Origin of the sequence: Haemophilus haemolyticus, assembly GCF_003351405.1 — a bacterium.
Taxonomy (GTDB): domain Bacteria; phylum Pseudomonadota; class Gammaproteobacteria; order Enterobacterales; family Pasteurellaceae; genus Haemophilus; species Haemophilus haemolyticus_N.
This window is the reverse complement of record NZ_CP031240.1, coordinates 654,151-678,007: the sequence shown is the minus strand read 5'-3', so window position 1 is coordinate 678,007 and position 23,857 is coordinate 654,151. Positions and strand designations below refer to the sequence as shown.

Below are 23,857 nucleotides of genomic sequence, written 5' to 3'. Positions count from 1 at the left end.
TTAGTGGCAAAAGTCCACTTTAAAAAACATAATATTCTATAAAGAATTCCATTCTATGCCAATCTAGAATAGAAAAAAATTTGATTTATCTTACAAACTTACTGTTTGAGGTAGGTTGATTGATGGATAGAAAAAGAGCGGTAGAAAAATGGATAATTTTTTACCGCTCTTTTAGGATAAGAAAGATTAAATGGTCGACTCTAATGCCCAAAGTTCCTGTAAGGTTTCTCGACGACGAATCAAATAGGATTGATCGCCATCTACTAAAACTTCTGCAGTACGGGGTCTTGAGTTATAGTTTGATGACATGCTTGCTCCGTAGGCGCCTGCTGAGCATTGAGCTATGTAATCACCTTCAGCAATAGAAAGTTCTCGTTGTTTGCCTAAGAAATCTGACGTTTCACAAACTGGCCCGACAACATCATAAATGGCTTTTTCTCTTGCTAAAGTGCGGTCAATTTCTAAGATATTCATATAAGCCTCATACAATGCAGGGCGGATCATATCGTTCATTCCTGTGTCGGTAATTGCGAAATTACGACTTTCATTATTTTTTAGGTATTGCACTTTGGCCACTAAAATTCCCGCATTTGCAGAAATTGCTCTACCCGGTTCAAGAATAATTTCAAGTTCAGGATAATTTTTTAGTTTTTCTAACAATGCATTTGCGTAATCGCTTGGGTGAGGTGGTGTTTCATCCGTATAAGTCACCCCTAAACCACCGCCCAGATCGAGATGTTTTAATGTAATTCCATCTTCTTTTAATTGTTCCATTAGGACAATTAATCGATCTGTTGCATCTAAGAATGGTTGTAATTCAGTGAGCTGTGAGCCTATGTGGCAATCCATCCCTGTTATTTTTATGTTTGGCAGCGTTGAGGCTAATTTATATACTTCTCGAGCTTCATTTACGCTTACACCAAATTTATTTTCTTTTAATCCTGTTGAGATATAAGGGTGTGTATGCGCATCAACATCTGGATTCACTCGTAAAGATATTGGCGCTATTTTCCCCATCTTGCCTGCGATCTGGTTAATGTATTTGAGTTCAGAAACTGATTCCACATTAAAGCAACGGATTCCAACTTCTAGTGCTCGAATAATTTCTTCTCGGGATTTAGCAACGCCCGAAAAAACTACTTTTGATGCATCGCCACCTGCTGCAAGTACACGCTCAAGTTCGCCTCGCGAGACAATATCGAAACCTGAACCTAGTTTTGCCATGATGTTTAATACGCCGATATTCGAGCAAGATTTTACGGCAAAGCAAATTAAGTGAGGGCGCTTACCGAAGGCTGAGTCAAAAGCATGCCAATGGCGTTCAAGTGTTGCGCGAGAATATACATAAAGAGGTGTACCGAATTGTTCAGCAAGTTGTTGAACCGGAATATCTTCAGCATAAAGCTTATTATTTTTATATTGGAAGAAATTCATGTTGTGTTCCTGTTTTTTGGGGGATTGTAATTGGATAATCGCTTATTTGGTTTGTTGTGCTTGTTCTTTTTCTGGGAAATATAAAGGGCCTTTTACGCCGCATCCTGTTGCTAGAATGCAAATTGCACTAAGCACTAAAATTGATAGTAGTTTTTTCATTTTTCTCTCTCTTACTTATCGGTAAATCCGCCTTTCACAAGCTTAAGAAAGGCTTTATAATTTGCCGCATTCTATCAGATTTAAACAGGAACATTTTATGAATATTGCAGAATTTCACCAAAATATTGAACAAGTTTGGCAAAAAATTGAAGAAGAATTAGAAGAGCAAGGTGCGGATGTAGATTGTGAAACGCAAGGTTCAGTATTTACCATCACCTTTGATAATCGTACACAAATAGTGATTAACAAGCAAGAACCATTACTTGAGCTTTGGATTGCGAGTAAATTAGGCGGTTTTCATTTTGCTTTTAAAAATGGTGACTGGGTTTCTAACGACGGAAAACGTTTTTGGGATTGTTTAGTTGAAGCTTGTGCTGCACATGGCGAGAACGTGCAGTTCTAAGATGCTTGATTCTCATTTATCACCAAAAATAATAGAAAAATCAACCGCACTTTCTGTTTTGAAATCGGTTTTCGGTTATCAATCTTTCCGTAAAGGGCAGGAAGATGTCATCAATGCCGTTTTAAACGGACAAGATGCTTTGGTGGTAATGGCAACGGGAAATGGTAAATCGCTTTGTTATCAAATTCCCGCACTTTGTTTTGATGGGTTAACTTTAGTGATTTCTCCGCTGATTTCCTTGATGAAAGATCAAGTGGATCAGCTTCAAGCTAATGGAATTGAGGCGGATTTTCTTAATTCTAGTCAGACTTTAGAACAGCAGCAACAAGTACAAAATAAACTGATTTCTGGGCAACTTAAACTGCTTTATGTGTCGCCAGAAAAAGTGATGACGAACAGTTTCTTTCAACTTATTTCTTATAGCAAAGTCAGCTTTATTGCGATTGATGAAGCGCATTGTATTTCTCAATGGGGGCATGATTTTCGCCCTGAATATACCCAGCTTGGCGGTTTAAAAGCTAGTTTCCCTCATGCGCCGATTATGGCACTCACTGCGACAGCAGATTATGCGACTCGCCAAGATATTTTGGCTCACCTCAATCTGGAGAATCCACATAGATATATTGGTAGTTTTGATCGACCGAACATTCGTTATACCTTAGAAGAAAAATATAAACCAATGGAGCAACTGACGCGTTTTGTGTTGGCTCAAAAGGGCAAGAGTGGAATTATTTATTGCAACAGCAGAAATAAGGTTGAGCGAATTGCGAAAAGTTTACGCAATAAAGGCATATCTGCTGCAGCTTATCATGCAGGAATGGAAACAGCACTGCGTGAGCGTGTGCAACAGGATTTTCAGCGTGATAATGTTCAAGTGGTAGTCGCAACTATTGCTTTTGGAATGGGGATTAATAAATCCAATGTGCGGTTTGTTGCCCATTTTGATTTACCTCGCAGCATTGAATCTTACTATCAGGAAACAGGGCGAGCAGGACGTGATGATTTACCTGCTGAGGCTGTTTTGTTTTATGAACCTGCGGATTACGCTTGGTTACAAAAAATTCTGTTAGAAAAACCGGAAACGCCTCAACGCCAAATCGAACAGCATAAATTGGAGGCCATCGGTGAATTTGCTGAAAGCCAAACTTGTCGCCGTTTAGTTCTTCTCAATTATTTTGGTGAGCATCGACAAACACCATGCAATAACTGTGATATTTGCCTTGATCCTCCTAAAAAATATGATGGATTAGTCGATGCGCAAAAAGTAATGTCTACTATTTATCGAGTGGGGCAATGTTTCGGTGCACATTATGTGATTGCAGTGTTGCGTGGCATGCACAATCAGAAAATTATTGAACGCCAACACGATAAACTTTCAGTGTATGGTATCGGAAAAGATAAAAGCAAAGAGCATTGGCAGTCTGTCATTCGTCAGCTTATTCATTTGGGTTTTGTGCAACAGGTCATCAGTGAATTAAATCCAACGTTGCAGCTTACCGAAAGTGCGAAAGTGATTTTGAAAGGCGAAGAACCATTAGAATTGGCAATGCCTCGTATTTCTGCAATCAGTAAGATTGCCCATAATCCACAACGTCAAAGTGTTGCAAGTTACGATAAGGATTTATTTGCACGCCTGCGCTTCTTACGCAAACAAATCGCCGATAAAGAAAATATTCCGCCGTACATTGTCTTTAATGATGCGACTTTGCAAGAAATGGCACAATATATGCCAACAAGTAATATTGAAATGTTGCAAATCAATGGCGTGGGAACAATCAAATTAGAGAGATTTGGTTTACCATTTATGCGATTAATCCAAGAGCATAAGGCGATTTTGGAAAAAAATAACTAATATAAATACTAAAGGGAATTTATGTCTAAATTAAAACGTTATGTGATTTATTCAGAGGATAAATCAAAAATATCTCAATCTTTTATTGAAAAACACCCTGAGTTTATACCGGTTTTTTCATTTGATGAAAATCAAGTGAGTCATATTTCTGATCTAAGTTTCTTTTTTAATATAGAAAAAGCTACTAAATGTTTACATAGAAAGATTACTAATGAAGAAATATCAAGAACACTTTCTCATATAAAATGTTGGAAAACTATTGTGGAAAATTCAGATATTCAAGATGATGAATTTGTATTGATTTCTGAAAGTAATGTTGAATTAGCTGAGAATTATGAACGACTGACTCAAGATTATATTAGAAAATATTTTCATTATGGCGTCATTAAATTACAGCGAGATGGTGAAGAAGAACTCGCTCAAGCAGACGATGAGGCGCATGCTATTGTTTTCTTTGAGGCGAACCATTATAACAAAGGGACGTCTCTCTATTTAATTAGAAAAAATGTGGCCCAACAATTAGTAGAAAAAAATAATGAAATTAAACCTTATTGGTTAGCGGAGCAGTGGGGGGAATTCTATAATCCGGAAAATATTGCACAAAGTTCAACATTTTTAGGAAAACAGATCAAAGATAAATCGCTAAAAGCAGTAGATACTCCTTTATTTAGTATTATTGTGCCGGTTTATAATGTAGAAAAATATTTAGAGCAATGCCTTGATTCTGTTTTAGCGCAAGAATTTGTGAATTATGAGTTAATTTTAGTTGATGATGGATCAACGGATTCTTCAATGGATATCTGTATCCGTTATGCGAAAAAACATAAAAATATTGTCTTTATTCACAAGCAAAATGGCGGGCTTTCAGAGTCTCGGAATTGTGGTATTGATATTGCACGCGGTGAATATATTATTTTCTTGGATAGTGATGATTATTGGAATGGTACTCAAATATTAAATGATATTGAAGCATTAATTGATGAATATCAACAGCCTGAGTTGATTATTAATTATATGAGTAGTGTATACCCTAATCATACAATAAACCACATACGGCCAATAAAAAAGATTGCAGGTAATTTTAATAGTGAATATGCGTATTTAAGTGAAAAAGGAATTTTTGTTGGTTTTGCTTATACAAAAATTTTAAAAAGAAAAATCATCAAAGATAATAAGCTTTATTTTATTAAAGGACGGCTTTTTGAGGATGTGGTTTGGACATTCTCGCTCATTCGACATATTAATAATTATGTGATTTATCCAAATCCTTTCTATATGTATAGAAGGGATAGAGAAGGTTCTATTAGTAGATATGTTTCTTCTAAAAACCAAGAAAGTTTATTTAAGAATTTTTATGATATTTATACGGAGACTATTTCATTATTAGGTGCAAAACCAATGCTGTCTTCGTCGATAAAAAATTCTATTACAGAGATGCATAACTATGCGATGCATTGTTATGAGCTTTTGGATGATGACACAAAATTAGCCTTGCAACTATTAAAAGAGGCACATTTAGAAATATATCAGAAAATTCTCGATTATATTGATAAAAGTAAAAATCAATTATCAAATGATTGGACATCCTTGATCGCGGGTAAAGAAAAAGCGCGTTTGTGGTAATGGGCAGAAAATTTTTTACATAACTTAAAAGTGCGGTTAAAAACAACCGTACTTTTTGTTATACTCTCGCCAATTTTTTTCAGAATCTAGGGTTAATTCCATGCGTACAAGTCAATATTTATTTTCCACTCTTAAAGAAACGCCAAATGATGCTCAGGTTGTTAGCCACCAATTAATGTTGCGTGCAGGTATGATTCGCCCAATGGCATCTGGTTTATATAACTGGTTGCCGACGGGTATTCGCGTATTGAAAAAAGTAGAAAAGATTATTCGCGAAGAGATGAACAAAGGGGGGGCAATTGAGGTATTAATGCCAGTGGTGCAACCTGCTGAATTGTGGGAAGAGTCTGGTCGTTGGGAGCAATATGGCCCTGAGCTTCTTCGTTTTGAAGATCGTGGAAACCGTAACTTTGTACTTGGGCCAACTCACGAAGAAGTGATTACTGATTTAGTCCGCCGAGAAGTTTCTTCATATAAACAACTTCCACTTAATTTATACCAAATTCAAACCAAATTCCGTGATGAAGTGCGTCCTCGTTTTGGTGTGATGCGTTCACGTGAATTTATTATGAAAGATGCCTACTCGTTTCACACTACACAAGAAAGTTTGCAAGAAACCTATGATGTGATGTACCAAGTGTACAGTAACATTTTTAACCGTTTAGGCTTAGATTTCCGTGCGGTGCAAGCGGATACGGGGTCTATCGGTGGTTCTGCTTCTCACGAATTCCAAGTGTTAGCTTCAAGCGGGGAAGATGATGTTGTATTCTCAACAGAATCGGATTTTGCAGCGAATATTGAGCTTGCTGAAGCGGTAGCTATCGGTGAGCGTCAAGCGTCAACTGCAGAAATGACATTGGTTGATACACCAAATGCGAAAACTATTAATGAACTTGTAGAACAATTTAATCAACCAATCACTAAAACTGTGAAAACGTTGATTGTAAAAGGAGCAGATGAAAACCAACCGCTTATTGCCTTGATTATTCGTGGTGATCATGAATTAAATGAAATTAAAGCTCAAAAACATCCATTAGTGGCAGATCCTCTTGAGTTTGCAGATGAAGCAGAAATCAAAGCGAAAATTGGTGCTGGCGTGGGGTCATTAGGCCCTGTGAATTTAAATATTCCAGTGATTATTGACCGCACTGTGGCGTTAATGTCTGATTTTAGTTGTGGCGCGAATATTGATGGAAAACATTACTTCAATGTGAACTGGGAACGCGATGTTTCAATACCAGAAGTATTTGATTTACGTAATGTAGTGGAAGGCGATCCAAGTCCAGATGGTAAAGGTACTCTTCAAATTAAACGTGGTATTGAAGTGGGACATATTTTCCAACTGGGTAAAAAATACTCTGAAGCGATGAAAGCGACCGTTCAAGGCGAAGACGGTAAACCTCTTGTGATGACAATGGGGTGCTACGGTATTGGCGTAACTCGTGTGGTGGCATCAGCGATTGAACAGCATCATGATGATCGCGGTATTATTTGGCCTTCAGATGAAATTGCACCATTTACTGTAGTGATTGTGCCAATGAACATGCACAAATCTGAAGCCGTGCAAAAATACGCTGAAGAACTTTACCGCACTTTACAATCACAAGGCGTAGATGTGATTTTTGATGATCGTAAAGAACGCCCAGGCGTGATGTTTGCAGACATGGAACTTATCGGTGTACCGCATATGGTGGTAATCGGTGAGAAAAACCTAGAGAACGGTGAAATTGAATATAAGAACCGCCGTACTGGTGAAAAAGAAATGATTAGTAAAGATCAGTTGCTCAGCGTTTTAAACGAAAAGTTAGGTAATTGCTAATCAGTATTTTATTTTGTATATTGTGACAAAAGAGCGGCTATTTTTTAGCCGCTCTTTTTGTAGATTTAACGTTTATATTGAACCATGTTTAGTCCAAACTAAATGCTCGAATATAAGGTAGTTTCCCTTTTTCTAGCATTTCTTGAATACCGCTTTGATGGTCATTGGTGCCTAAACCTCTTAATTCTAAGGTTACGCCAATGCTATTATCGTAAACGACCTCATTATGCTTTTGATTTTGGTGGCTTGTGACATAGCGTCTAGCACCGACACCAACCGCCCAACAACAGCTGTTATACTGGACGCCAATATATTGTTCTACTGGTTTTTGTAAGGCGAGATCTTGATAATAGCGTCCTACTACAGCCCAATTGTTCGCAATTTCCCAGCCTACAACCAATCCTACTTGTTGGATATCTTGTTGATATGCGTTAGCCGATTTACCCAAGTTTTGGTCAATGTATTCTTGGTTCGCATATCGATAATTTAACTGAATTAAATTATTTTTTTCAGGATTATATTCTAGTGATGTATTTGCTAATGATGTTGAATTGGTATGAGTATCAAATTGATAGCTACCACGCCAATGCCATTTATCACTCATTTTCCAATTAGATTCCAAGGCCCAAGCTGATGATGAAGTCGGTGTTTTATTTGCTGGGTTTTCATCAATACGAGAATTACTTAAGTAATAAATTTGACCTGCAGATAAATTAAAGCGTTCTTCGCCACCAATATCATAAAAACGCGTTGTGCCACCCAAGGTAACTTGATTCGCCGATGAAATTCGGTCTAAACCACTATAACGGCGATCACGGAATAGCGAATAGTAATCTTGCTGTACTAATGCTGAATCGTAACCAAATCCTAAATACTCATTATTAAGTTTTGAACCAATATTGCTTTGATTTCGGTAAGGGCGATATAAATACTGCACGTGCGGTTCGAAAGTTTGTGTATAGTCTTTTAAGTACGTTGTATCGCGTGCTAATACGCTTTGTAAATCAACTTTAAATTGTGGAATCACTCGATTTACAGTTTTTTGCACGTCCTCTGCATTTTTTCCTGAACCTTTTTTCTGATCGTAGCGAGTAGCATAAAGTTTAGTTTCAATATTCAAACTGCCGTATTTATTTGACATTAAAGAATTTAGGCTAGGCTCTACATGGAAACGCCATGCAGTTGGCATTAATTCACTGTTATTATCAAAACGAACAGCTTGTGAATGTAATTTGAAATTTAACGATCCGTTAGCCAAATCATGTTTGTAATAATTGAAATCTAATTGTGGCATTGCACGATAAGGGCCGATGTCCACTTCATCGAAAATCTGGAACTGTCGTGCAGAAAGAGAAAAATTATAATTTGGTTGATAATAAGCTATGCGAGCATATTGGTTTGCGTAGCCGTCAGTGCTGCGACCATAAACGGACTCAAAATCACTGAAATAACGTTTATCACTTACTCGGGTATAATCAATATTTAAGCGCCAATTTTGCAAAAAGCTAGAATTATGATTCCAATAGAACAAATGACGTTTTCGATTATCACTAGAATATTCAGAGTAACGATCCTTACCTAAATATTCTCCTGCGACTTTACCTTCGCCAATAGGGGTTAAATAGCGAAATTCCCCATTTGCTTGCCAACCACGGCGAGACATATATTTCGGGGTAAAAGTAAGATCGTAATTAGGTGCGATATTCCAATAAATTGGTTGTGCATACCAAAGACCATCTCGACTAGATGTCCCCGCACTTGGAATCAATAAGCCAGAACGACGACGATCTCCAATGGGTAATTGTAAGTAAGGGGTATAAAAGACGGGAACGCCATGCACTTTGAAACGAGCATGCCACATTTCTGCATATTCTTCTTTCACATATTGACGAATTTCTGACGCATCTACAGCCCAAGCATTGTCACCTTGTAAACATGAAGTAAAGGTGGCGTTTTTCATTACGCGATAGTTATTACTTAATGTTATATCATCAGCCTTACCGCGACCTTGACGACCGACAAATTCATATTCTGAATTTGTTAAATTACCATCGTGACTATCTAAATTAAACTCCGCATCTTTACCTAACATATTGATCTGATTATCTTTATAATCAAATCCATCGCGGACATAAGCCATGCGTAAAGGCGTTGATTGGTTTCCTGATTGTTTGACCTGCACGGATTGTGCTAACAAATGACGATTGCCTTGTTTCAAATCTACATTACCTTGATAGGTCGCATCATTTGGCTGATTAATTTCTGCATTATCCGCTTCAATATATACAGGCAGAGAATTAATATCACCCATCACGACTTCACCGCTAAATTTTGGCACGCCTATTAAACATTGTTCATGCAAATCCGCCAAACTTTGTTGGCTATAAAGTGCGGTCAAAATAGCAAGTGAAATTAAAGTGTGTTTTTTATTCATCGTCTTGTTTTAATTTGTCAGAAAATTGGTCAGATTATACTGGAAAAAGGTCAAGGCTAGTAATATTTTTCAATAAACTGTTGATGGGATGTATCTGGATTTTCTATAATTTTTCTTGCATAAAATTAAAAAACTCAGCAAAAGCTGAGTTTTTATTTTCTCTTATTTTACCACGTTAAATGTTAACGGGTCATAAACAATCTCGCCTACTTGAACTTGAATTGTATATTGGCCTCTAGGATCTTTTTCATCAAATTTCCAGCAATTTACTACTGTTTTACCTTGGTTTAATGCGTCACGAGTTGTTGTGATTGTGTGAGTCTTTTTATCTTCAGAAACTTTAACGGCATTTGGATTTTCTGATACAGCAAAGGTTGTTTTTTCAGGCGATTTAAAGACTTCGGTAACAGTAATTTGTTTCGCAAAATTACCATTAGCAACCCAGCAAAGTTGGTGTGCTTTAGCTGAACGAGAAATATCTTTTTTACCTAAATCAGTTGGGGTTTTCCCAGACATATCATAGGTTGAAAGGTAAAGTGTTGGTTGCGGTTCTTGTGGAACATCGGACGCAGCAAATACAGATGATGCTGCGCATAAAGAAAGTACGGCTAATGTTAATGATTTTTTCATTACGATTTTCCTCTTTAAATAAAGTATGAATGATTAAAATTCATGGTGTTTTTGGGACAGTTGAAGCTATTGTACCATCAGTACACCAATGCATCCCATATCTTCTAGCATTAAATTCGATACGCCAAATAAGAATGGGTAGTTGCCAGAAGATGCTTGATCAAATTTCACTAAAATTTGAGTTTTGTTTTTTACCCAAACTGTATCTTTCCAAGCTAATTCTTCAGCTTGGAATTGATGTTCTCCTTGGCTTTCCACCACAAATTTGGCACCTTGAATAGTAAATCCTACAGGTAAACTGGCATTTAAAATCCAGCGTTCAATTGTTCCTTTTCGGGCTATTACATTAACTTTGCGTGGGTCAAAACGTCTTTGGTTAATTAAACCGTTTGTGACATCAATATTAAATTCTCTAGTTTGTGCAACGGCTTGTTGTAATATTGCTGGTGCATCCGTTTCGAAAGTGAGATTCGGTTGTTTATTAAATGCTGACATTTCTCCCTTGGCACGCAATTCAAGGACGGTGTTATCAGCGAGTTCATCACTTGAGATCAACATATTTTTCATTTTGTCGTATAAGCCACGTTTACTTCCGCTAATGAGAGATACGTTGTCAATTTCATTCATATTAACCAGTATTTCTGCGCGTTCTCCTGGCGAGAGAACCAGAGATTTGATCGATTTAGCTTTTGGTAAGAAACCTAAATCTTGTGCAATAAGTAGCATTTCTTGATTATTATCCAAGCGTAAATCATAAGCGCGAGCTAATGAAGCATTTAGCAAACGTAAACGAATCCAACCCCGTGCGACCTCTAAATATGGTGCTTCAATACCATTGACTAATAAGCGATTGCCTACAAAGTGAGGTTGATTTTGTTTGAATAATTGGAGACCATCATTATTAAATTCCATGTCTTGTAAAATCAATGGAATGTCATCAACGCCGTATTTATTGGGAAGATTAGCTTTTAGGCTTTGTTCATCTTCAATCAACCACATTCCAGCTAAGCCACGATAAGTTTGATAGGCTGAGTTGGCTAATGTTGCAGAACGGTACCAACAGCTTGCTGCGGGTTGTTCAATAGGCACGATGGGTGCCCAAGACTCGCCTTTTTTTAGTATTCTAGCCGCCCCACCAAACAGTTCACCTGATGCTTGTAAACCTTGAATAGATAAGGCAACAGATTGTGGCAAATTGTTATGATAATTAAGTTTGGCAAAGCTACCTGATTTGATTTTAATGGTTGGGCCAAGATAATTACCGTTGAATCCCCATACTGTCACATTGTGTGAGCCATCTAGGGGATAATTCATTTCCTGCATTGTTAATACAATCGGGCGACCGCGACGAACTTCGATTAGTGGCGGCACAACTAATTTTTCACGGCTTGCCGCTAACAATGGTGCGGGCACTGTGGAAAGTGCGGTAGAAATCGCAGCTGTTTTTAATAATTGACGGCGGGAAAAGCGTGGCATTTTAGTTTCCTTTTGCTATCTCTTCATCAAGTTCGGCAATGCGTTTTTCCATTAGATCGTGACAATAAGCCGCAAGATCTCGAACGTTGTCTTTGGTATAGCCTGAAACATCAATTGGCTCCATTATTTCGCAAATTACTTTGCCATTATCCCAACGATTTAAATTAATTTTATTATGCGTGGTTGAGCAAACCACAGGAATAATCGGCACACCTGCTGAAATTGCCGCATGGAATGCCCCCGTTTTAAAAGGTAATAAACCGCGACCACGACTGCGAGTGCCTTCCGGGAACATCCAAATAGATAAATTATCTTCATTAATTCGTCGTGCGAGCTGAGACATCGTACTGTGTGCTTTTGTGCGGTTTTCTCTGTCCAAGAAAATATTGCCTGTTACCCAATACAGAATACCGAAGAAGGGGATCCAAATTAAACTTTTTTTACCCACACTTACTGTACGAGGTTGCACCATGTAAGAGATCGTCACCATATCATAATTATTTTGGTGATTACCGATATAAATCGCGCGGCCAATCTGCTCTTGATTTTGAGGAATACGATGTTCTACTTTTAAGCCAAAAAGTGGATATAAACGCCCAAACCAACGTGCAACAATGCCTACGTTGCTTGGATTTTTAAAGCGGATAAAAGAATAAATCGTACCCAGTACACAAATTAGAATACAGCAGATTAATACGAGGAAAATTCGAAGTAGTTTTAACATGAGGATGTCCTATACAAAATTTCGTTAAAGTATAGCAAATTCAATATCAATATGTGCTAATCTAAACAAAAATCGTGGAATTTTTATGAAACATAGCTATTTTATTTCTGATTTGCATCTAAGCGAAAATCGGCCTGAATTGACCGCACTTTTTGTCGATTTTATGCAGAATCTTGCCCCACAGGCCGAACGGCTTTACATTTTAGGTGATCTTTTTGATTTTTGGATTGGTGATGATGAGCAATCTGCATTGATTCGACAAGTTAAAGATTTAATTAAATCGGTAAGCGAGCAAGGTGTGCAATGTTATTTTCAGCATGGCAACCGTGATTTCTTGATTGGCGAACGTTTTTCAAAAGAAACGGGAGCTCAGCTTTTACCTGATTATCAATTAATCACACTTTATGATAAAAAAATCTTACTTTGTCATGGCGATACGCTTTGCATTGATGATGAGGCTTACCAACAATTTCGCCGCAGAGTTCATCAAAAATGGCTGCAGCGTTTGTTTTTGTGCTTACCATTAAAAGTGCGGGTGAAAATTGCGGAGAAAATTCGGGCAAAGAGTAATCAAGATAAACAAGCCAAATCACAGGAAATCATGGATGTAAATCAAGCCTTTACGACAGAAAAAATACAAGAGTTTGGTGTAAATTTATTAATTCATGGGCATACACACCGTGAGGCAATTCATCAACAAGAAGGATTTACCCGAATTGTATTAGGGGATTGGAGAAAAAATTACGCGTCAATTTTAAAAATGGATGAAAGCGGAGAATTTGGTTTTATTAAAGATTAGAAGTGCGGTGAAAAATCACCGCACTTTTGATGTTAAGAGTTGGCTCGAGCAAACGCCGCAGCTTCAGCGATTAATTCATCGCTTGGGCGTTGATGTGTATAAAGTTCAAATTGTTCTACAGCCTGAAGTACAATCACTTCTACGCCAGAAATGGTTTGTTTTCCTTGTGCTTGAGCATAACGAATAAAGGGTGTTTCGGCAGGAATAGCCACTACATCAAACGCGACACTAGCATTATCAATGAGTGCTTTTGGAAAGGCTAAATCCATTTCTTCCTTGCCACCTTTCATGCCGATTGGCGTAACATTGACTAAAATGTCAGCCTTCTGGTCTTCTAAAGAATCAATGTATTCATAGCCGTAAAGTGCGGCTAGATATTGACCTGTTTTTACGTTGCGTGCGTAAATTTTTAACTTCTCAAAACCTGAATTTTTAAAGGCCGCCACAACGGCTTTTGACATACCACCACTGCCATGAACAATGACTTTAGCATTTTTATTTAAGTGATATTTTTCAATTAATTTTACGATGGCAATGTAATCAGTGTTATATGCACGTAAAAAGCCATTATCGTTCACGATTGTGTTTACGGATTCAATGGCTTGTGCTGACGGATGAATTTCATCTAAAAATGGCATACAAGCCTCTTTGAATGGCATTGACACTGCACAACCACGGATGCCTAATGCGCACACGCCTTTGATGGCGTGCTCAATATCCTGCGTGGTGAAGGCTTTATAAATGAAATTTAATCCTAGTTTGTCGTACAAATAATTGTGAAAGGTGGTACCAAAATTACCTGGGCGACCAGATAAAGACATGCAGAGTTGGGTATCTTTGTTGATCATGGTGTTTCCTATATATTTAAATTCATTCCATCATCAATGCCGATAAAATATTGGTTCATATCAAAAGCAGGTTTTGCCGCTTTATCTTGACTCACAATGCGAGCAGGTACACCTGCTGCTGTGGCATATTCCGGCACAGGGTGAAGCACAACAGAATTTGCCCCAATTTTGGCGTATTTACCCACTTCAATATTGCCGAGAATTTTTGCTCCCGCCCCAATCATGACTCCCTCGCGTACTTTGGGATGACGATCTCCCGATTCTTTTCCCGTACCGCCAAGTGTTACACCTTGCAAAATTGAGACATCATTTTCGATTACAGATGTTTCCCCCACAACAATACCTGTTGCATGGTCGAACATGATGCCGTGGCCAATTTTCGCTGCTGGATGAATATCGACATCGAAAGCCACAGAAATTTGATTTTGTAAATAAAGGGCAAGGGATTTACGATTTTGATTCCATAAATAATGGGTGATTCGATAGCTTTGAATCGCATGGAAGCCTTTTAAATAAAGCAATGGGGTGGACCATAATTCTACAGCAGGGTCTCGGTGGCGAACAGCTTGGATATCGCAAGCAGCACAATCAATGATCGATGGATTGGCTTGATAGGCTTCCTCAATAATTTCTCGGAGAGAAATGGCGGGCATAATAGGATTGGCTAATTTGTTAGCCAATAAATAACTTAGCGCTCCGCCCAGATTTTGATGTTTTAAAATCGTAGAATGAAAAAAACTGGCAAGCATAGGTTCGTTTTCGGCAAGTTCTTTGGCTTCTTGGCGAATATGTTGCCACACATCTAATGTCATTTTTCCTCCTGTTGCCTGCTTTCAGACTATACGTTTACATATGTCAATCATAGCTGAATTTGTGTATGCACGGAAAGATCTATTAAAAACAAAAGTGAAACAGGCCAAAAATAATTTCTAACGAGGATATTACTTATTTATTGGGCGGAATTTAAACGGCACAATGGATATGCCATTTTTCCCATTTTTTAGTTGATAAAATTGAGGGTAGTTAAAATTACGTTGAACGATATTGTAAGGATTTTTATCGCCTTCTTGTTTGGCGTTTTGATAAAGCTGATTAATCTCCCGCACTTTTTCATCTTTTTCACCATCACAGTGGCGATAGATTTCGAGACGATTAGATTCATCTAAAATGTAAACATTGAAGCTGTGATCTGAATTATCTTCAAAAAAGAATTGTAGGAATCCTTCACTTGCGAAGGCATCCATTTCTGACGGATAGCGACGACTTTCTTGGTTTGTCTCGCTATCTTCAATTGGCATTTGTAAAACTTCGTCAAAATCCACCGCACTTTCATCTTCATTGCAGACAGATTCATTTCCGATTTCTTGTAAGCTAATCCCGCGATCTTCAAAAAATAATTGCCAGTTTTTACCCGCTACGCGTAAGCGCGACGTTTGGCAAGGTTGTTGAATATCGCCAACTTGGATGCTAACGCATCGATTTACTAATCCCATCACTAATTGCCGTAAATCTTGGCGATAACGTTCACTATAACAATAGACTTGGATAGAGTCAGGGCGATTAACGCCACGATAAATTTTGTTAGAAAGCACTTTTAGTGCAAGTAAAATGGCATTTTGCCCTTCAAAATGGAGCGTTCGGATTTCATTCCACACATTGCGATAAGTAAAATCGATACTGCCCACAAGGCTTTGTTCGAGCGGTCCAAAACTAAATAAATCTCGCGATGAAATACCCGTTAACACTTCTTCTACTTTGGATGTTGGATCTGTGGTGAGATTTATGGCAATAAACAAGCTACGAATTTCGCATTGGTTCAATAAATCGCTGTTTTTGGGTTGTTTGGTGATGGTGCTTGGAAACGACTGGCGCAAGTTAGCAACAAAGCGTTGCAATGTGCTCAAAGTCACATTCTTGCTAAAAATAGAAAGCCCCGTTTTTTCTGTGAGCAGATGATTAAAATATGCCCAAGAGACTAATTTATTTAGGCTTTCTCCATATTCAATCACCCGTTCTTTGGAGAACATAATATGGTGCGTTGGTTGATTGATAAGGTACCAACCATCTTTAAAATGTTTATTGCCACGGACTTCGACAAAAGTCAGGTGTGCTTCTGATAAATTGTGAGATATCTGTGTGTTGAGTAAGGACACTTTGCCAGGAAGTTCTTCAAAAGCAGTATAAAGTTTACGAGAAAGAATGTTGATATCTTGTGGCACGACGCTCGAGTGAATGTGATGCTTTCGCGCAAATTCCACTAAATTGCGATAGCTCAACATTAAAAATTTCATTATGTTATCGTGGTTTTCTTTTACATCCTTAATTTTCCAGAATGGACGCTTATTTAGGTGTTTCACCGTTTCTGCAGACCATCCCCATTCTTGCGCAAGGATTTTCATATGACGAATACGCCAATTATTGGCTTGGTAACGCGCAAGATCTTCTGTTGCTTTCACATAGAAACAATGGCGCACAAAATCCAAACGTTTAAATTCAGAAAGTGCGGTTAAATATTGGGTTACTTTTGCAAGAATGGCAATGTAAGGATCAAAATGGTGATTTGGATTGGTATTACCTGCAAGTAAATCTCGCTTAAAAGTGCGGGCAATTAAGCAAGTGTTTGGGTATTCCTTGGAATAGGCTTCCAACAATAGAATTTTGAGCACAGATTTATAAGGCGAATCAATCCCTTTATAAAGATGCCATAAGCTAGCACCGAAATATTCGTTTGCAGAAAATTGTCCTAAACCGCCAAAATCCACCCAATCATTTGGATCTATTTCCCCTTCAGTAATTAAACGAGCCACCTCTTTTTCATAGTCTTTTTCATTTTCCACCCATAAATGCAACCAAAGTAGAGGTTTACCAGCTAAGCGTACGGCGGAGCGATAGAACTCATCAAGCAATAACATATATTGCGCAGAGCCGCTATTTTCAATAGTTAGTGGGTCAGCATAATGTTCATTGCGGAAACGTTGTTGATCCATTAAATAAAAATTAATTTCTACATTAAATTGCATGGCCCATTCACTAATCCGTTTAGTTTTTTGGCTAAGAAGATCGTGTTCATCAGTGGTTAAGTCGTCTCGGACACAAATCCAAGTATCAAGATCGGAAGAAGAGGTTTGACTTATTGAGCCAAAGCTACCCATTAAATAAACGCCTAGAATTGGTGGTAAAACCTCGTGAAAATTTACCGCACTTTTGAGTGTTGAAGGCTTATGATCGGCATAGTGAATACCGTATTCATTGGTTAGCCACTTTTTTTGATAATCAGATGCGAGGAAACTTGCAATACCTGAGGGGGCGTGAATAACATAGCCGGGAAGTTGCGGGTGGTTTAGGTGTAAAAGTAAAGGAACAACCGCTAAAACGTGTTGGAATGCATCGTCTGAACCTTGTAATGCACGCTCAAAACGGCGTTGATCCAAGGTACTAACCCATTGTTTTGCTTGTGCTAGATTACATTCCACGCGGTGTCCCTACCAGAACAACAAAAATTGGCGAACAATTTACCACTTAGGGAGTATAAATGCAAAAATTTGTGATGCAAATCACAGTTTTTAAAGAATCAGAGACTTTAAATTATCAGAAAGCAAAATAAATGACTAAAAATCTTATTTTTAATTCAATTTCTCATATCTGAGGTGTTTCTTATATCAACAATCAAAATGACTTTTTAACCTAAGAGTGATAGGATAACCCTCAATTTCATTGCGTAAATTACTTAATTTCACTAATGTAAGGATTTACATTTCTTTACAGTTTGTGGAAGAACCGCTCCGTATTTTTCTTGTCAAAGCGAACGCATTACAGATTTTAAAAATAAGCCTAAGGGAAAAATATTGTGATTTTCCTAAAGGGCAATAATTTGAATTTATTGAATACCTTACTTAATCTGACTTATTAAGGAATTGATATGGCAAAAGATCAATCTAACGACATCACTGACCACGTCGGTGATACGCCGGAAACGGTGGTTGAAAAAACTGAAACGATGCAGCCAGTTCCACAAACTATTGTGAAAAAAACGGGCACAGCATTGAGTTTATTGGCGATTCTCATTGCGCTAGGTGTGGGTGGGGCTGGTTATTATTTTGGTCAGCAACAAGTAGCTGAAATTCAGCAAAAATTAACCGCACTTGAAAGCCAAAGTGGTGTAGCTGTTTCTGCCCCTGTGTCTGATAATAGTGGACAGCTTGCACAATTAGAACAAGGCTTAAAAACCGTACAAGATAAAGTCGAGCAACTTGAGCAATTAGTTTCAGGCAAAACAGGTGAAATTGCTGTACTACAAGCTCAAGTAAAACAAGTTAGTCAACTGGCTGGTGCACAACAACCGAGTGACTGGTTATTTTCCGAAGCAGATTTCTTGTTAAATAACGCCTTGCGTAAACTTGTGTTAGATAACGATGTTGATACGGCTGTTTCTTTATTAAAATTGGCTGATGAAACACTTGTTAAGGTAAACAATTCACAAGCGAATGCGATTCGTACTGCAATCAACCAAGATTTAAAACAGCTTCTTTCACTTTCAAGTGTAGACCAAAATGCAGTAATGCAAAAACTTTCACAGCTTGCCAATACGGTGGATGAGTTACAAGCACTGAATGTGAATTTTGATGAAACGCCAGAAAAGAGCGGTAAATTATCCGATGATATTGCAGATTGGCAGCAAAATGTGGAAAAGAGCGCAACTTCTTTCTTAAATCACTTCATTCGTATTTCGTCAAAACAAAGTGCGGATAAAAAAGAATTGCTTGCACCAAACCAAGATATTTATCTGCGTGAGAACATTCGTTTACGTTTACAACTTGCTATTATGGCCGTGCCACGCCAGCAAGATGAACTTTATAAACAATCTTTAGATGCGGTTGCTTCTTGGGTTCGTAGCTATTTTGATACGAATGCAGAAGTGACGCAAAATTTCTTAAAATCAGTAGATGAGCTGGCTGATTCTTCTATTTATGTCGATGTGCCAGGGCAATTACAAAGTTTGACCTTGCTTGATAAATATCTCAATCGTGCGCCGTTAGATGTTCAAAAGGTGGAAATTGAAGCGGATAAAGCCATTGAAACTATGCCTAAAGCTGAAAGTGCGGCAACAGAAGCATCTGCACCGGAAAAACAAGAATCTCAACCGGCAAAAGCTGAGCCACAAAAATAAGGATAGCCTATGTTTAGAGTGCTTTTTTTAATGCTAGCATTGCTTGCAGGGTTGATTGCAGGGCCTTATCTTTCTGGTCAGCAAGGCTATGTTCGAATTGAAACAACAAATAATATCGTTGAAATGTCGATTACGACATTAGTGATTTTCTTCGTGATTGCTTTAGCGATTATTTATGGTTTGGAATGGATCGTGACACGTTTTCTACGTTTAAGTCGCGGTTCTTATAATTGGTTTTCTAGCCGTAAGCGTGTGAGAGCACAAAAACAAACCCTTGAAGGTTTGATGAAGATGAATGAAGGGGATTACGCCAAAGCAGAAAAATTGATTGGTAAGAATGCCAAACATTCTGCTGAGCCTGTGTTAAACCTCATCAAAGCGGCTGAAGCAGCACAACAACGTGGTGATGAATTTAGTGCAAATCGCTATTTGATTGAAGCCACTGAATTAGCTGGTTCGGATAATTTACTGGTGGAAATTGCCCGTACGCGTATTTTATTGCAACAAAACAAATTGCCAGCAGCGCGCAGTTCTGTGGATAGCTTGCTAGAAATGGCTGGTCGCAATAAAGAAGTGTTAAAACTGGCGGTAGAAATTTATCTTCGTTCTAAAGCCTATCAAGCCCTCGATAAGATTTTAGACGGTGTTGAAAATAGCGGTTTATTCAGTGCTGAAGAGTTCAAAGATCTTCGTTCTCAAACAGAAAACGGTTTGCTCGATGAGAAAATGAATGAAGAAGGCGTAGATGGTTTGCTTGAATGGTGGGATGCTCAGTCTCGTAGTCGTCGTAATAATATTGATCTCAAAGTTGGTTTAATTCAGCGTTTAATTGATTGTAATGATCATGAGTCAGCATCAGAATTTACTGTCGAAGTATTGAAGAAAATTGGTGATAACACCAGCATTAGCAAAGAACTTTGTACTCAAATTACACGTTTACAACCAGAAGATAATAGTAAACTTCTCAAGTTAATCGAAAAACGTGTAAAACGTGCAGATGAAAAACAAAAATGCTGTATCAATCGTGCTTTGGGTTATTTATATGTTCGTAATAATGAATTTACTAAAGCAGCAGATGTATTCAAAAACGTGATGGCTTGCCCTGAACAGTTAGAGCCAAATGATTTGATGATGGCATCTTATGTATTTGAACAAGCGGGTGATAAAGCATTAGCTGAGCAAGTTCGCCAAGATAGTTTGAAATCAGTGATGGCAATTCAGGGTGTCGCCCCAGAAAGTGCGGAAGAAAAAATAGAAGAAAATTCAACCGCACTTTTAGAAAGCAAATCTGAGTAACTCAACTTAAAAGACAAAACGCACTTCAATTGAAGTGCGTTTTTTGTTTCTTTGAATATAAAACTATATATTTTTCAGTTTATTAGAATATAACACCAAACAGAGTGCGATCACCATAATCAAAATTGCGCCTGCAAATAAGATGGTATCCACCGAGCTTTCATGATTAACAATGATTAAACGCAGCATCGCAGTGATCCCAGCATAAATAAAATAGCGCAAAGGGAAGTGATAGCCGCTTTTAAAATACTGCACAATCAAACCAATAAACCCGAAATATAAGAAAAACATCACAGCTTGTTCAGCCACGTCATAAGGCACAACGGTAGAAGTATTAAGCACCATCATCGCTAAAGTATAAGTGATTTTTCCAAGAGCAATAATGAGTACAATCGCCAACGCAATCAATGCCGTGCAAAGCACGATTTTCAATACACCAGTAATAATTCGTGGCAATTTTTCTAATTCTGGAGATTCTTCCATTTCTATTCCTTACAGCAAAAATTAAAGGCTCGTATTCTAATGCAAGATTGTAAAGTTGGTCAAAGTCATTTGGAAAAATAAAGTGTGGTGGAATTAGAAAAGTATATTGTTTTTAGGATTTCAATTTCTTTCTTTTTCATCTTTGGCTTCACTATTTTCGGTGTTTGAAGGTTTGTATAAGGCGATTTTACGCCATCAAGCCCTCTTTCGCGAAATGCTTTTAGCCAATAAATAACGAGAGAGTGGGAAATTTGATGAAGTTTAGCCACCTAACGGATACCATAATCCTGTTCAGTGACGAGTTTGATAATTTTCAAACGAAATTGATAAGAGTAGGACATAATCTGCACCTCAAATTAGGTGTCCAGGTTTTGGGGTGCAGATCAACAAGCGGTTCAATTTGGTAAAAGTTTTACCATTTTGAACCGCTTTTGCTTTAATTAGTGTTTGTGATCGTGATGATGCTTATGTGGGGCATCATCTACCTCAACTAATGTCACCATAATGACTGAGTCCTCCGCAGCTTCGCCTTGAATAAAGTATTTTCCATCAAAGTTAAGCACTTGCCCTACGTTGACTTCATGTTTTTCATTATCATTCAATACCACATTCATTTTTCCGCTTAGTACGGTAAAAATCACACTATCGCCTTCGTGGTTATGACGTTTTAGTTGCTCTCCTTTCTTCAAGGCTTTTTTCACCACGGTAAACTGTTCCGTTTGCATAATTTTACCGAAGCCATCTTTTACTACACCAATATCTGCTTGTGCAATAGAGGCAATACCAAAGCTGAGTAATGAGGCTAATAACATTTTTTTCATAACAAGTCTCCTTCTGTGTTTTGAATTAGATGTTCTAATTCTGACACTTTTACTCAACTATTTCAATGCAAATTATTCTCAAATACAAAAAGCATCACAAAAATAACTCTTTATTACACCTTTTTTCCCCAAATGATCCCCATCCGTTTTATGCAATTTCAATACGGTTAAAACAAGAATGATTGCAAAAATATATCCCGTTTCTAGATCAATAACTGGTCCTCCACTTGTTCCCTCATGAACCATTGTATCAAGTAAATATTGTTTTACACCTTGTTCATTAATAATCTTACTACTAACCATTGCAGATGATACTTTAACTTTATGAAATCCTTGGTCTCCAAAAGGATATCCAATATAGAGGCATCTACGGTCTACATTTATACTTTCTGTCTCAAGTAAGAATTTTTCTGGAGTATTAAAAGTTGATGATGGCTCTGTTTTTAATAAACAAATATCTGAATTTGTATCAAATTGAATAACTTTTACAGGACTAACATTAACTCTATTATGAGTTAATGGAGTAAACTCATTAAGCGGAACATCAATAGAAACTATGTGTAAATTTTTTGCGGTTGATAAGTTTATATTATGTGAACAAGTAGCTAAATAGCCTTTAAAATTACAAACAAAAGCTGTTCCAAGGAAAGAAAAAGTATTGTCTTACATTGTTTCAACTAAGGCAAAGACACCTCCATAATATATGTTAGACAAATCTTCATATTTATACATATATACCTCTTAATAATAAACACTAACTAGTGTTAGCTTCTCTTATTTTTAATTAATTTACTGTGAGCAATTTCACATTATTTGAAATTTACTTTAGTATTTCTAAAAATTCGCATCCAAGCGCCATCTTCAGACTAATCTTCAGGATACCATGAGTTGCTCACGGCACGGAATACACGCTCAGGGTGTGGCATCATTGCAGCAATATGACCGTCCACTTTAGAAATCACGGTAATCCCTAATGCCGAAGCATTCGGGTTGGCTGGGTAGGTTTCAGTTACATTTAAATGACTGTCGATATACTGCGCCACAATCAAGCTTTGGGCTTGAAGTGCGGTCAAATGTTCAAAAGTTTTGAATTCAGTCTCCTTTCTTTGTTCTTGGTTTGTATCTCTTAATAACAAAAAGCTTGCTGTTTATCCCAGCAAGCCTTTTAAAATCTAGCTATTACGCAAACTGCTTTTTATTCTCTAAATAACGTTTCGCACATTCTGCTGCTGCAACTAAGCCGCCTGCCATCATAATAATATCTTTAATCACGAGTCGGCCAGCACCTGATAGATATGGGAAGCCATAATTAGGTGTTGGGAAGTCTCCACCTAAATTAGGTACCCAGGTTTCTGGCGTAAATATCAGGAACGACAGCGTGACTATCGACATGCCAAAGGTGAGTAAACCACCAAATAAACCTAATGTTGGAGACCAAATTCCCGCTAATACTAAAATACCAATGGTCACGATCATCGCGCCAATAATATAAGAAGCTGTATAGGTGCCATTAGCTTTATGCCATTCAATATTTTTTGCGACCATTTTGCCTTCAGGGTTTTTATATAAGGTATATTCTTTTACCAAAACACCCTTATCATTTTCTACCATATTTGCTCCATTTTTATAAAGGAAGCTTAAGAAAGGACTATTTGACACAAAATGTGCGATACCATCTGCCTCATATTGGCAAACTTTTAAGCCACCAATCCAAACCATCACTACACAAATAGCAATGCGGATAAAGTTAATAAATTGACGTTGCAATGGCGCAACAATATTAGCTAGTAATGTAACTAAACTACTCATTAAGAACTCCTCATATAGTTCAATTGATATTACGGACAAAATATCCAAGAATTGTTCAGTATAAATAAGAGATACTGACT

At 37.6% G+C, this 23,857-nt stretch carries 20 protein-coding genes and 2 pseudogenes; 7 read left to right on the top strand and 15 right to left on the bottom strand.

Annotation, left to right across the window (positions count from 1 at the left end; all coding sequences use genetic code 11):
• Positions 1-186: 186 nt before the first annotated feature.
• Complete coding sequence (lysA, locus tag DV427_RS03370; protein ID WP_114891297.1) at positions 187-1,434, bottom strand: diaminopimelate decarboxylase; 1,248 nt, start codon at positions 1,432-1,434, stop codon at positions 187-189.
• A gap of 42 nt (positions 1,435-1,476) precedes the next feature.
• A complete protein-coding gene (lptM, locus tag DV427_RS03365) occupies positions 1,477-1,593 on the bottom strand; it encodes an LPS translocon maturation chaperone LptM (protein WP_005626022.1) in 117 nt (38 codons plus the stop codon).
• A gap of 97 nt (positions 1,594-1,690) precedes the next feature.
• Here lptM and cyaY point away from each other — a divergent pair, with 97 nt between their 5' ends.
• The 4 genes from cyaY (at position 1,691) to proS (ending at position 7,290) form a co-directional block, all read left to right on the top strand.
• Positions 1,691-1,996, top strand: coding sequence for an iron donor protein CyaY (cyaY, locus tag DV427_RS03360; protein ID WP_005643206.1), 306 nt, complete (start codon positions 1,691-1,693; stop codon positions 1,994-1,996).
• Between the two features lies 1 nt (position 1,997).
• Positions 1,998-3,848, top strand: coding sequence for a DNA helicase RecQ (gene recQ, locus DV427_RS03355; RefSeq protein WP_114891296.1), 1,851 nt, complete (start codon positions 1,998-2,000; stop codon positions 3,846-3,848).
• Between the two features lie 21 nt (positions 3,849-3,869).
• Positions 3,870-5,471: a glycosyltransferase gene (locus DV427_RS03350; RefSeq protein ID WP_114891295.1), complete on the top strand. Its 1,602-nt coding sequence runs from the start codon at positions 3,870-3,872 to the stop codon at positions 5,469-5,471.
• A gap of 100 nt (positions 5,472-5,571) precedes the next feature.
• Positions 5,572-7,290 (top strand): proline--tRNA ligase, encoded by a 1,719-nt coding sequence (gene proS, locus DV427_RS03345; protein WP_114891294.1) that lies wholly within the window; start codon positions 5,572-5,574, stop codon positions 7,288-7,290.
• Between the two features lie 88 nt (positions 7,291-7,378).
• Here proS and lptD read toward each other — a convergent pair whose 3' ends face one another.
• The 4 genes from lptD to DV427_RS03325 form a co-directional block, all read right to left on the bottom strand.
• The gene (lptD, locus tag DV427_RS03340; protein WP_114891293.1) at positions 7,379-9,724 is read right to left on the bottom strand and encodes an LPS assembly protein LptD; all 2,346 of its coding nucleotides are present in this window, start codon (positions 9,722-9,724) and stop codon (positions 7,379-7,381) included.
• Positions 9,725-9,886: 162 nt separating this feature from the next.
• Positions 9,887-10,354 (bottom strand): hypothetical protein, encoded by a 468-nt coding sequence (locus DV427_RS03335; RefSeq protein ID WP_005635602.1) that lies wholly within the window; start codon positions 10,352-10,354, stop codon positions 9,887-9,889.
• A 66-nt stretch (positions 10,355-10,420) separates the two neighbouring features.
• A complete protein-coding gene (locus DV427_RS03330; protein ID WP_114891292.1) occupies positions 10,421-11,830 on the bottom strand; it encodes a multicopper oxidase domain-containing protein in 1,410 nt (469 codons plus the stop codon).
• A gap of 1 nt (position 11,831) precedes the next feature.
• Positions 11,832-12,554: a 1-acylglycerol-3-phosphate O-acyltransferase gene (locus DV427_RS03325; RefSeq protein ID WP_005639054.1), complete on the bottom strand. Its 723-nt coding sequence runs from the start codon at positions 12,552-12,554 to the stop codon at positions 11,832-11,834.
• An 85-nt stretch (positions 12,555-12,639) separates the two neighbouring features.
• Here DV427_RS03325 and lpxH point away from each other — a divergent pair, with 85 nt between their 5' ends.
• Positions 12,640-13,353, top strand: a complete 714-nt coding sequence (gene lpxH, locus DV427_RS03320; protein WP_005639056.1) for a UDP-2,3-diacylglucosamine diphosphatase — start codon at positions 12,640-12,642, stop codon at positions 13,351-13,353.
• A 32-nt stretch (positions 13,354-13,385) separates the two neighbouring features.
• On the opposite strand, the gene DV427_RS03315 is transcribed toward lpxH, so the two are convergent.
• The 3 genes from DV427_RS03315 to DV427_RS03305 form a co-directional block, all read right to left on the bottom strand.
• On the bottom strand, positions 13,386-14,201 hold the full coding sequence (locus tag DV427_RS03315; protein WP_114891291.1) for a shikimate 5-dehydrogenase: 816 nt from the start codon (positions 14,199-14,201) through the stop codon (positions 13,386-13,388).
• A gap of 8 nt (positions 14,202-14,209) precedes the next feature.
• On the bottom strand, positions 14,210-15,013 hold the full coding sequence (gene cysE, locus DV427_RS03310; protein WP_046949318.1) for a serine O-acetyltransferase: 804 nt from the start codon (positions 15,011-15,013) through the stop codon (positions 14,210-14,212).
• Between the two features lie 129 nt (positions 15,014-15,142).
• Positions 15,143-17,674 (bottom strand): class I adenylate cyclase, encoded by a 2,532-nt coding sequence (locus DV427_RS03305; protein ID WP_114891290.1) that lies wholly within the window; start codon positions 17,672-17,674, stop codon positions 15,143-15,145.
• A gap of 446 nt (positions 17,675-18,120) precedes the next feature.
• On the opposite strand from DV427_RS03305, the gene DV427_RS03300 reads away from it, so the two are divergent.
• Both DV427_RS03300 and DV427_RS03295 read left to right on the top strand, forming a co-directional pair.
• On the top strand, positions 18,121-19,368 hold the full coding sequence (locus DV427_RS03300) for a uroporphyrinogen-III C-methyltransferase (RefSeq protein WP_114891289.1): 1,248 nt from the start codon (positions 18,121-18,123) through the stop codon (positions 19,366-19,368).
• Positions 19,369-19,377: 9 nt separating this feature from the next.
• On the top strand, positions 19,378-20,664 hold the full coding sequence (locus DV427_RS03295) for a heme biosynthesis protein HemY (RefSeq protein ID WP_114891288.1): 1,287 nt from the start codon (positions 19,378-19,380) through the stop codon (positions 20,662-20,664).
• Positions 20,665-20,727: 63 nt separating this feature from the next.
• Here the strand turns inward: DV427_RS03295 and psiE are convergent, their stop codons facing one another.
• The 6 genes and pseudogenes from psiE to DV427_RS03265 all read right to left on the bottom strand — a co-directional run bounded on the left by psiE (position 20,728) and on the right by DV427_RS03265 (position 23,777).
• The gene (gene psiE, locus DV427_RS03290; RefSeq protein ID WP_005625591.1) at positions 20,728-21,147 is read right to left on the bottom strand and encodes a phosphate-starvation-inducible protein PsiE; all 420 of its coding nucleotides are present in this window, start codon (positions 21,145-21,147) and stop codon (positions 20,728-20,730) included.
• A 95-nt stretch (positions 21,148-21,242) separates the two neighbouring features.
• A pseudogene (locus tag DV427_RS09535) lies at positions 21,243-21,488 on the bottom strand (transposase); the annotation flags it as partial.
• Between the two features lie 99 nt (positions 21,489-21,587).
• The gene (locus DV427_RS03280) at positions 21,588-21,968 is read right to left on the bottom strand and encodes a cupin domain-containing protein (protein WP_114891287.1); all 381 of its coding nucleotides are present in this window, start codon (positions 21,966-21,968) and stop codon (positions 21,588-21,590) included.
• 78 nt (positions 21,969-22,046) lie between these two features.
• On the bottom strand, positions 22,047-22,556 hold the full coding sequence (locus DV427_RS09390) for a S1 family peptidase (RefSeq protein WP_240317982.1): 510 nt from the start codon (positions 22,554-22,556) through the stop codon (positions 22,047-22,049).
• 278 nt (positions 22,557-22,834) lie between these two features.
• Positions 22,835-23,062, bottom strand: a pseudogene (locus tag DV427_RS03270) (phosphoribosylformylglycinamidine synthase subunit PurQ); the annotation flags it as partial.
• A gap of 85 nt (positions 23,063-23,147) precedes the next feature.
• On the bottom strand, positions 23,148-23,777 hold the full coding sequence (locus DV427_RS03265) for a YkgB family protein (protein WP_005639071.1): 630 nt from the start codon (positions 23,775-23,777) through the stop codon (positions 23,148-23,150).
• Positions 23,778-23,857 lie beyond the last annotated feature (80 nt).

Bases quoted from the DNA above. Each gene is read 5' to 3' on its own strand.
- lysA (WP_114891297.1), bottom strand. From the start codon at position 1,434: ATGAATTTCTTCCAATATAAAAATAATAAGCTTTATGCTGAAGATATT.
- lptM (WP_005626022.1), bottom strand. From the start codon at position 1,593: ATGAAAAAACTACTATCAATTTTAGTGCTTAGTGCAATTTGCATTCTA.
- cyaY (WP_005643206.1), top strand. From the start codon at position 1,691: ATGAATATTGCAGAATTTCACCAAAATATTGAACAAGTTTGGCAAAAA.
- recQ (WP_114891296.1), top strand. From the start codon at position 1,998: ATGCTTGATTCTCATTTATCACCAAAAATAATAGAAAAATCAACCGCA.
- DV427_RS03350 (WP_114891295.1), top strand. From the start codon at position 3,870: ATGTCTAAATTAAAACGTTATGTGATTTATTCAGAGGATAAATCAAAA.
- proS (WP_114891294.1), top strand. From the start codon at position 5,572: ATGCGTACAAGTCAATATTTATTTTCCACTCTTAAAGAAACGCCAAAT.
- lptD (WP_114891293.1), bottom strand. From the start codon at position 9,724: ATGAATAAAAAACACACTTTAATTTCACTTGCTATTTTGACCGCACTT.
- DV427_RS03335 (WP_005635602.1), bottom strand. From the start codon at position 10,354: ATGAAAAAATCATTAACATTAGCCGTACTTTCTTTATGCGCAGCATCA.
- DV427_RS03330 (WP_114891292.1), bottom strand. From the start codon at position 11,830: ATGCCACGCTTTTCCCGCCGTCAATTATTAAAAACAGCTGCGATTTCT.
- DV427_RS03325 (WP_005639054.1), bottom strand. From the start codon at position 12,554: ATGTTAAAACTACTTCGAATTTTCCTCGTATTAATCTGCTGTATTCTA.
- lpxH (WP_005639056.1), top strand. From the start codon at position 12,640: ATGAAACATAGCTATTTTATTTCTGATTTGCATCTAAGCGAAAATCGG.
- DV427_RS03315 (WP_114891291.1), bottom strand. From the start codon at position 14,201: ATGATCAACAAAGATACCCAACTCTGCATGTCTTTATCTGGTCGCCCA.
- cysE (WP_046949318.1), bottom strand. From the start codon at position 15,013: ATGACATTAGATGTGTGGCAACATATTCGCCAAGAAGCCAAAGAACTT.
- DV427_RS03300 (WP_114891289.1), top strand. From the start codon at position 18,121: ATGGCAAAAGATCAATCTAACGACATCACTGACCACGTCGGTGATACG.
- DV427_RS03295 (WP_114891288.1), top strand. From the start codon at position 19,378: ATGTTTAGAGTGCTTTTTTTAATGCTAGCATTGCTTGCAGGGTTGATT.
- psiE (WP_005625591.1), bottom strand. From the start codon at position 21,147: ATGGAAGAATCTCCAGAATTAGAAAAATTGCCACGAATTATTACTGGT.
- DV427_RS03280 (WP_114891287.1), bottom strand. From the start codon at position 21,968: ATGAAAAAAATGTTATTAGCCTCATTACTCAGCTTTGGTATTGCCTCT.
- DV427_RS03265 (WP_005639071.1), bottom strand. From the start codon at position 23,777: ATGAGTAGTTTAGTTACATTACTAGCTAATATTGTTGCGCCATTGCAA.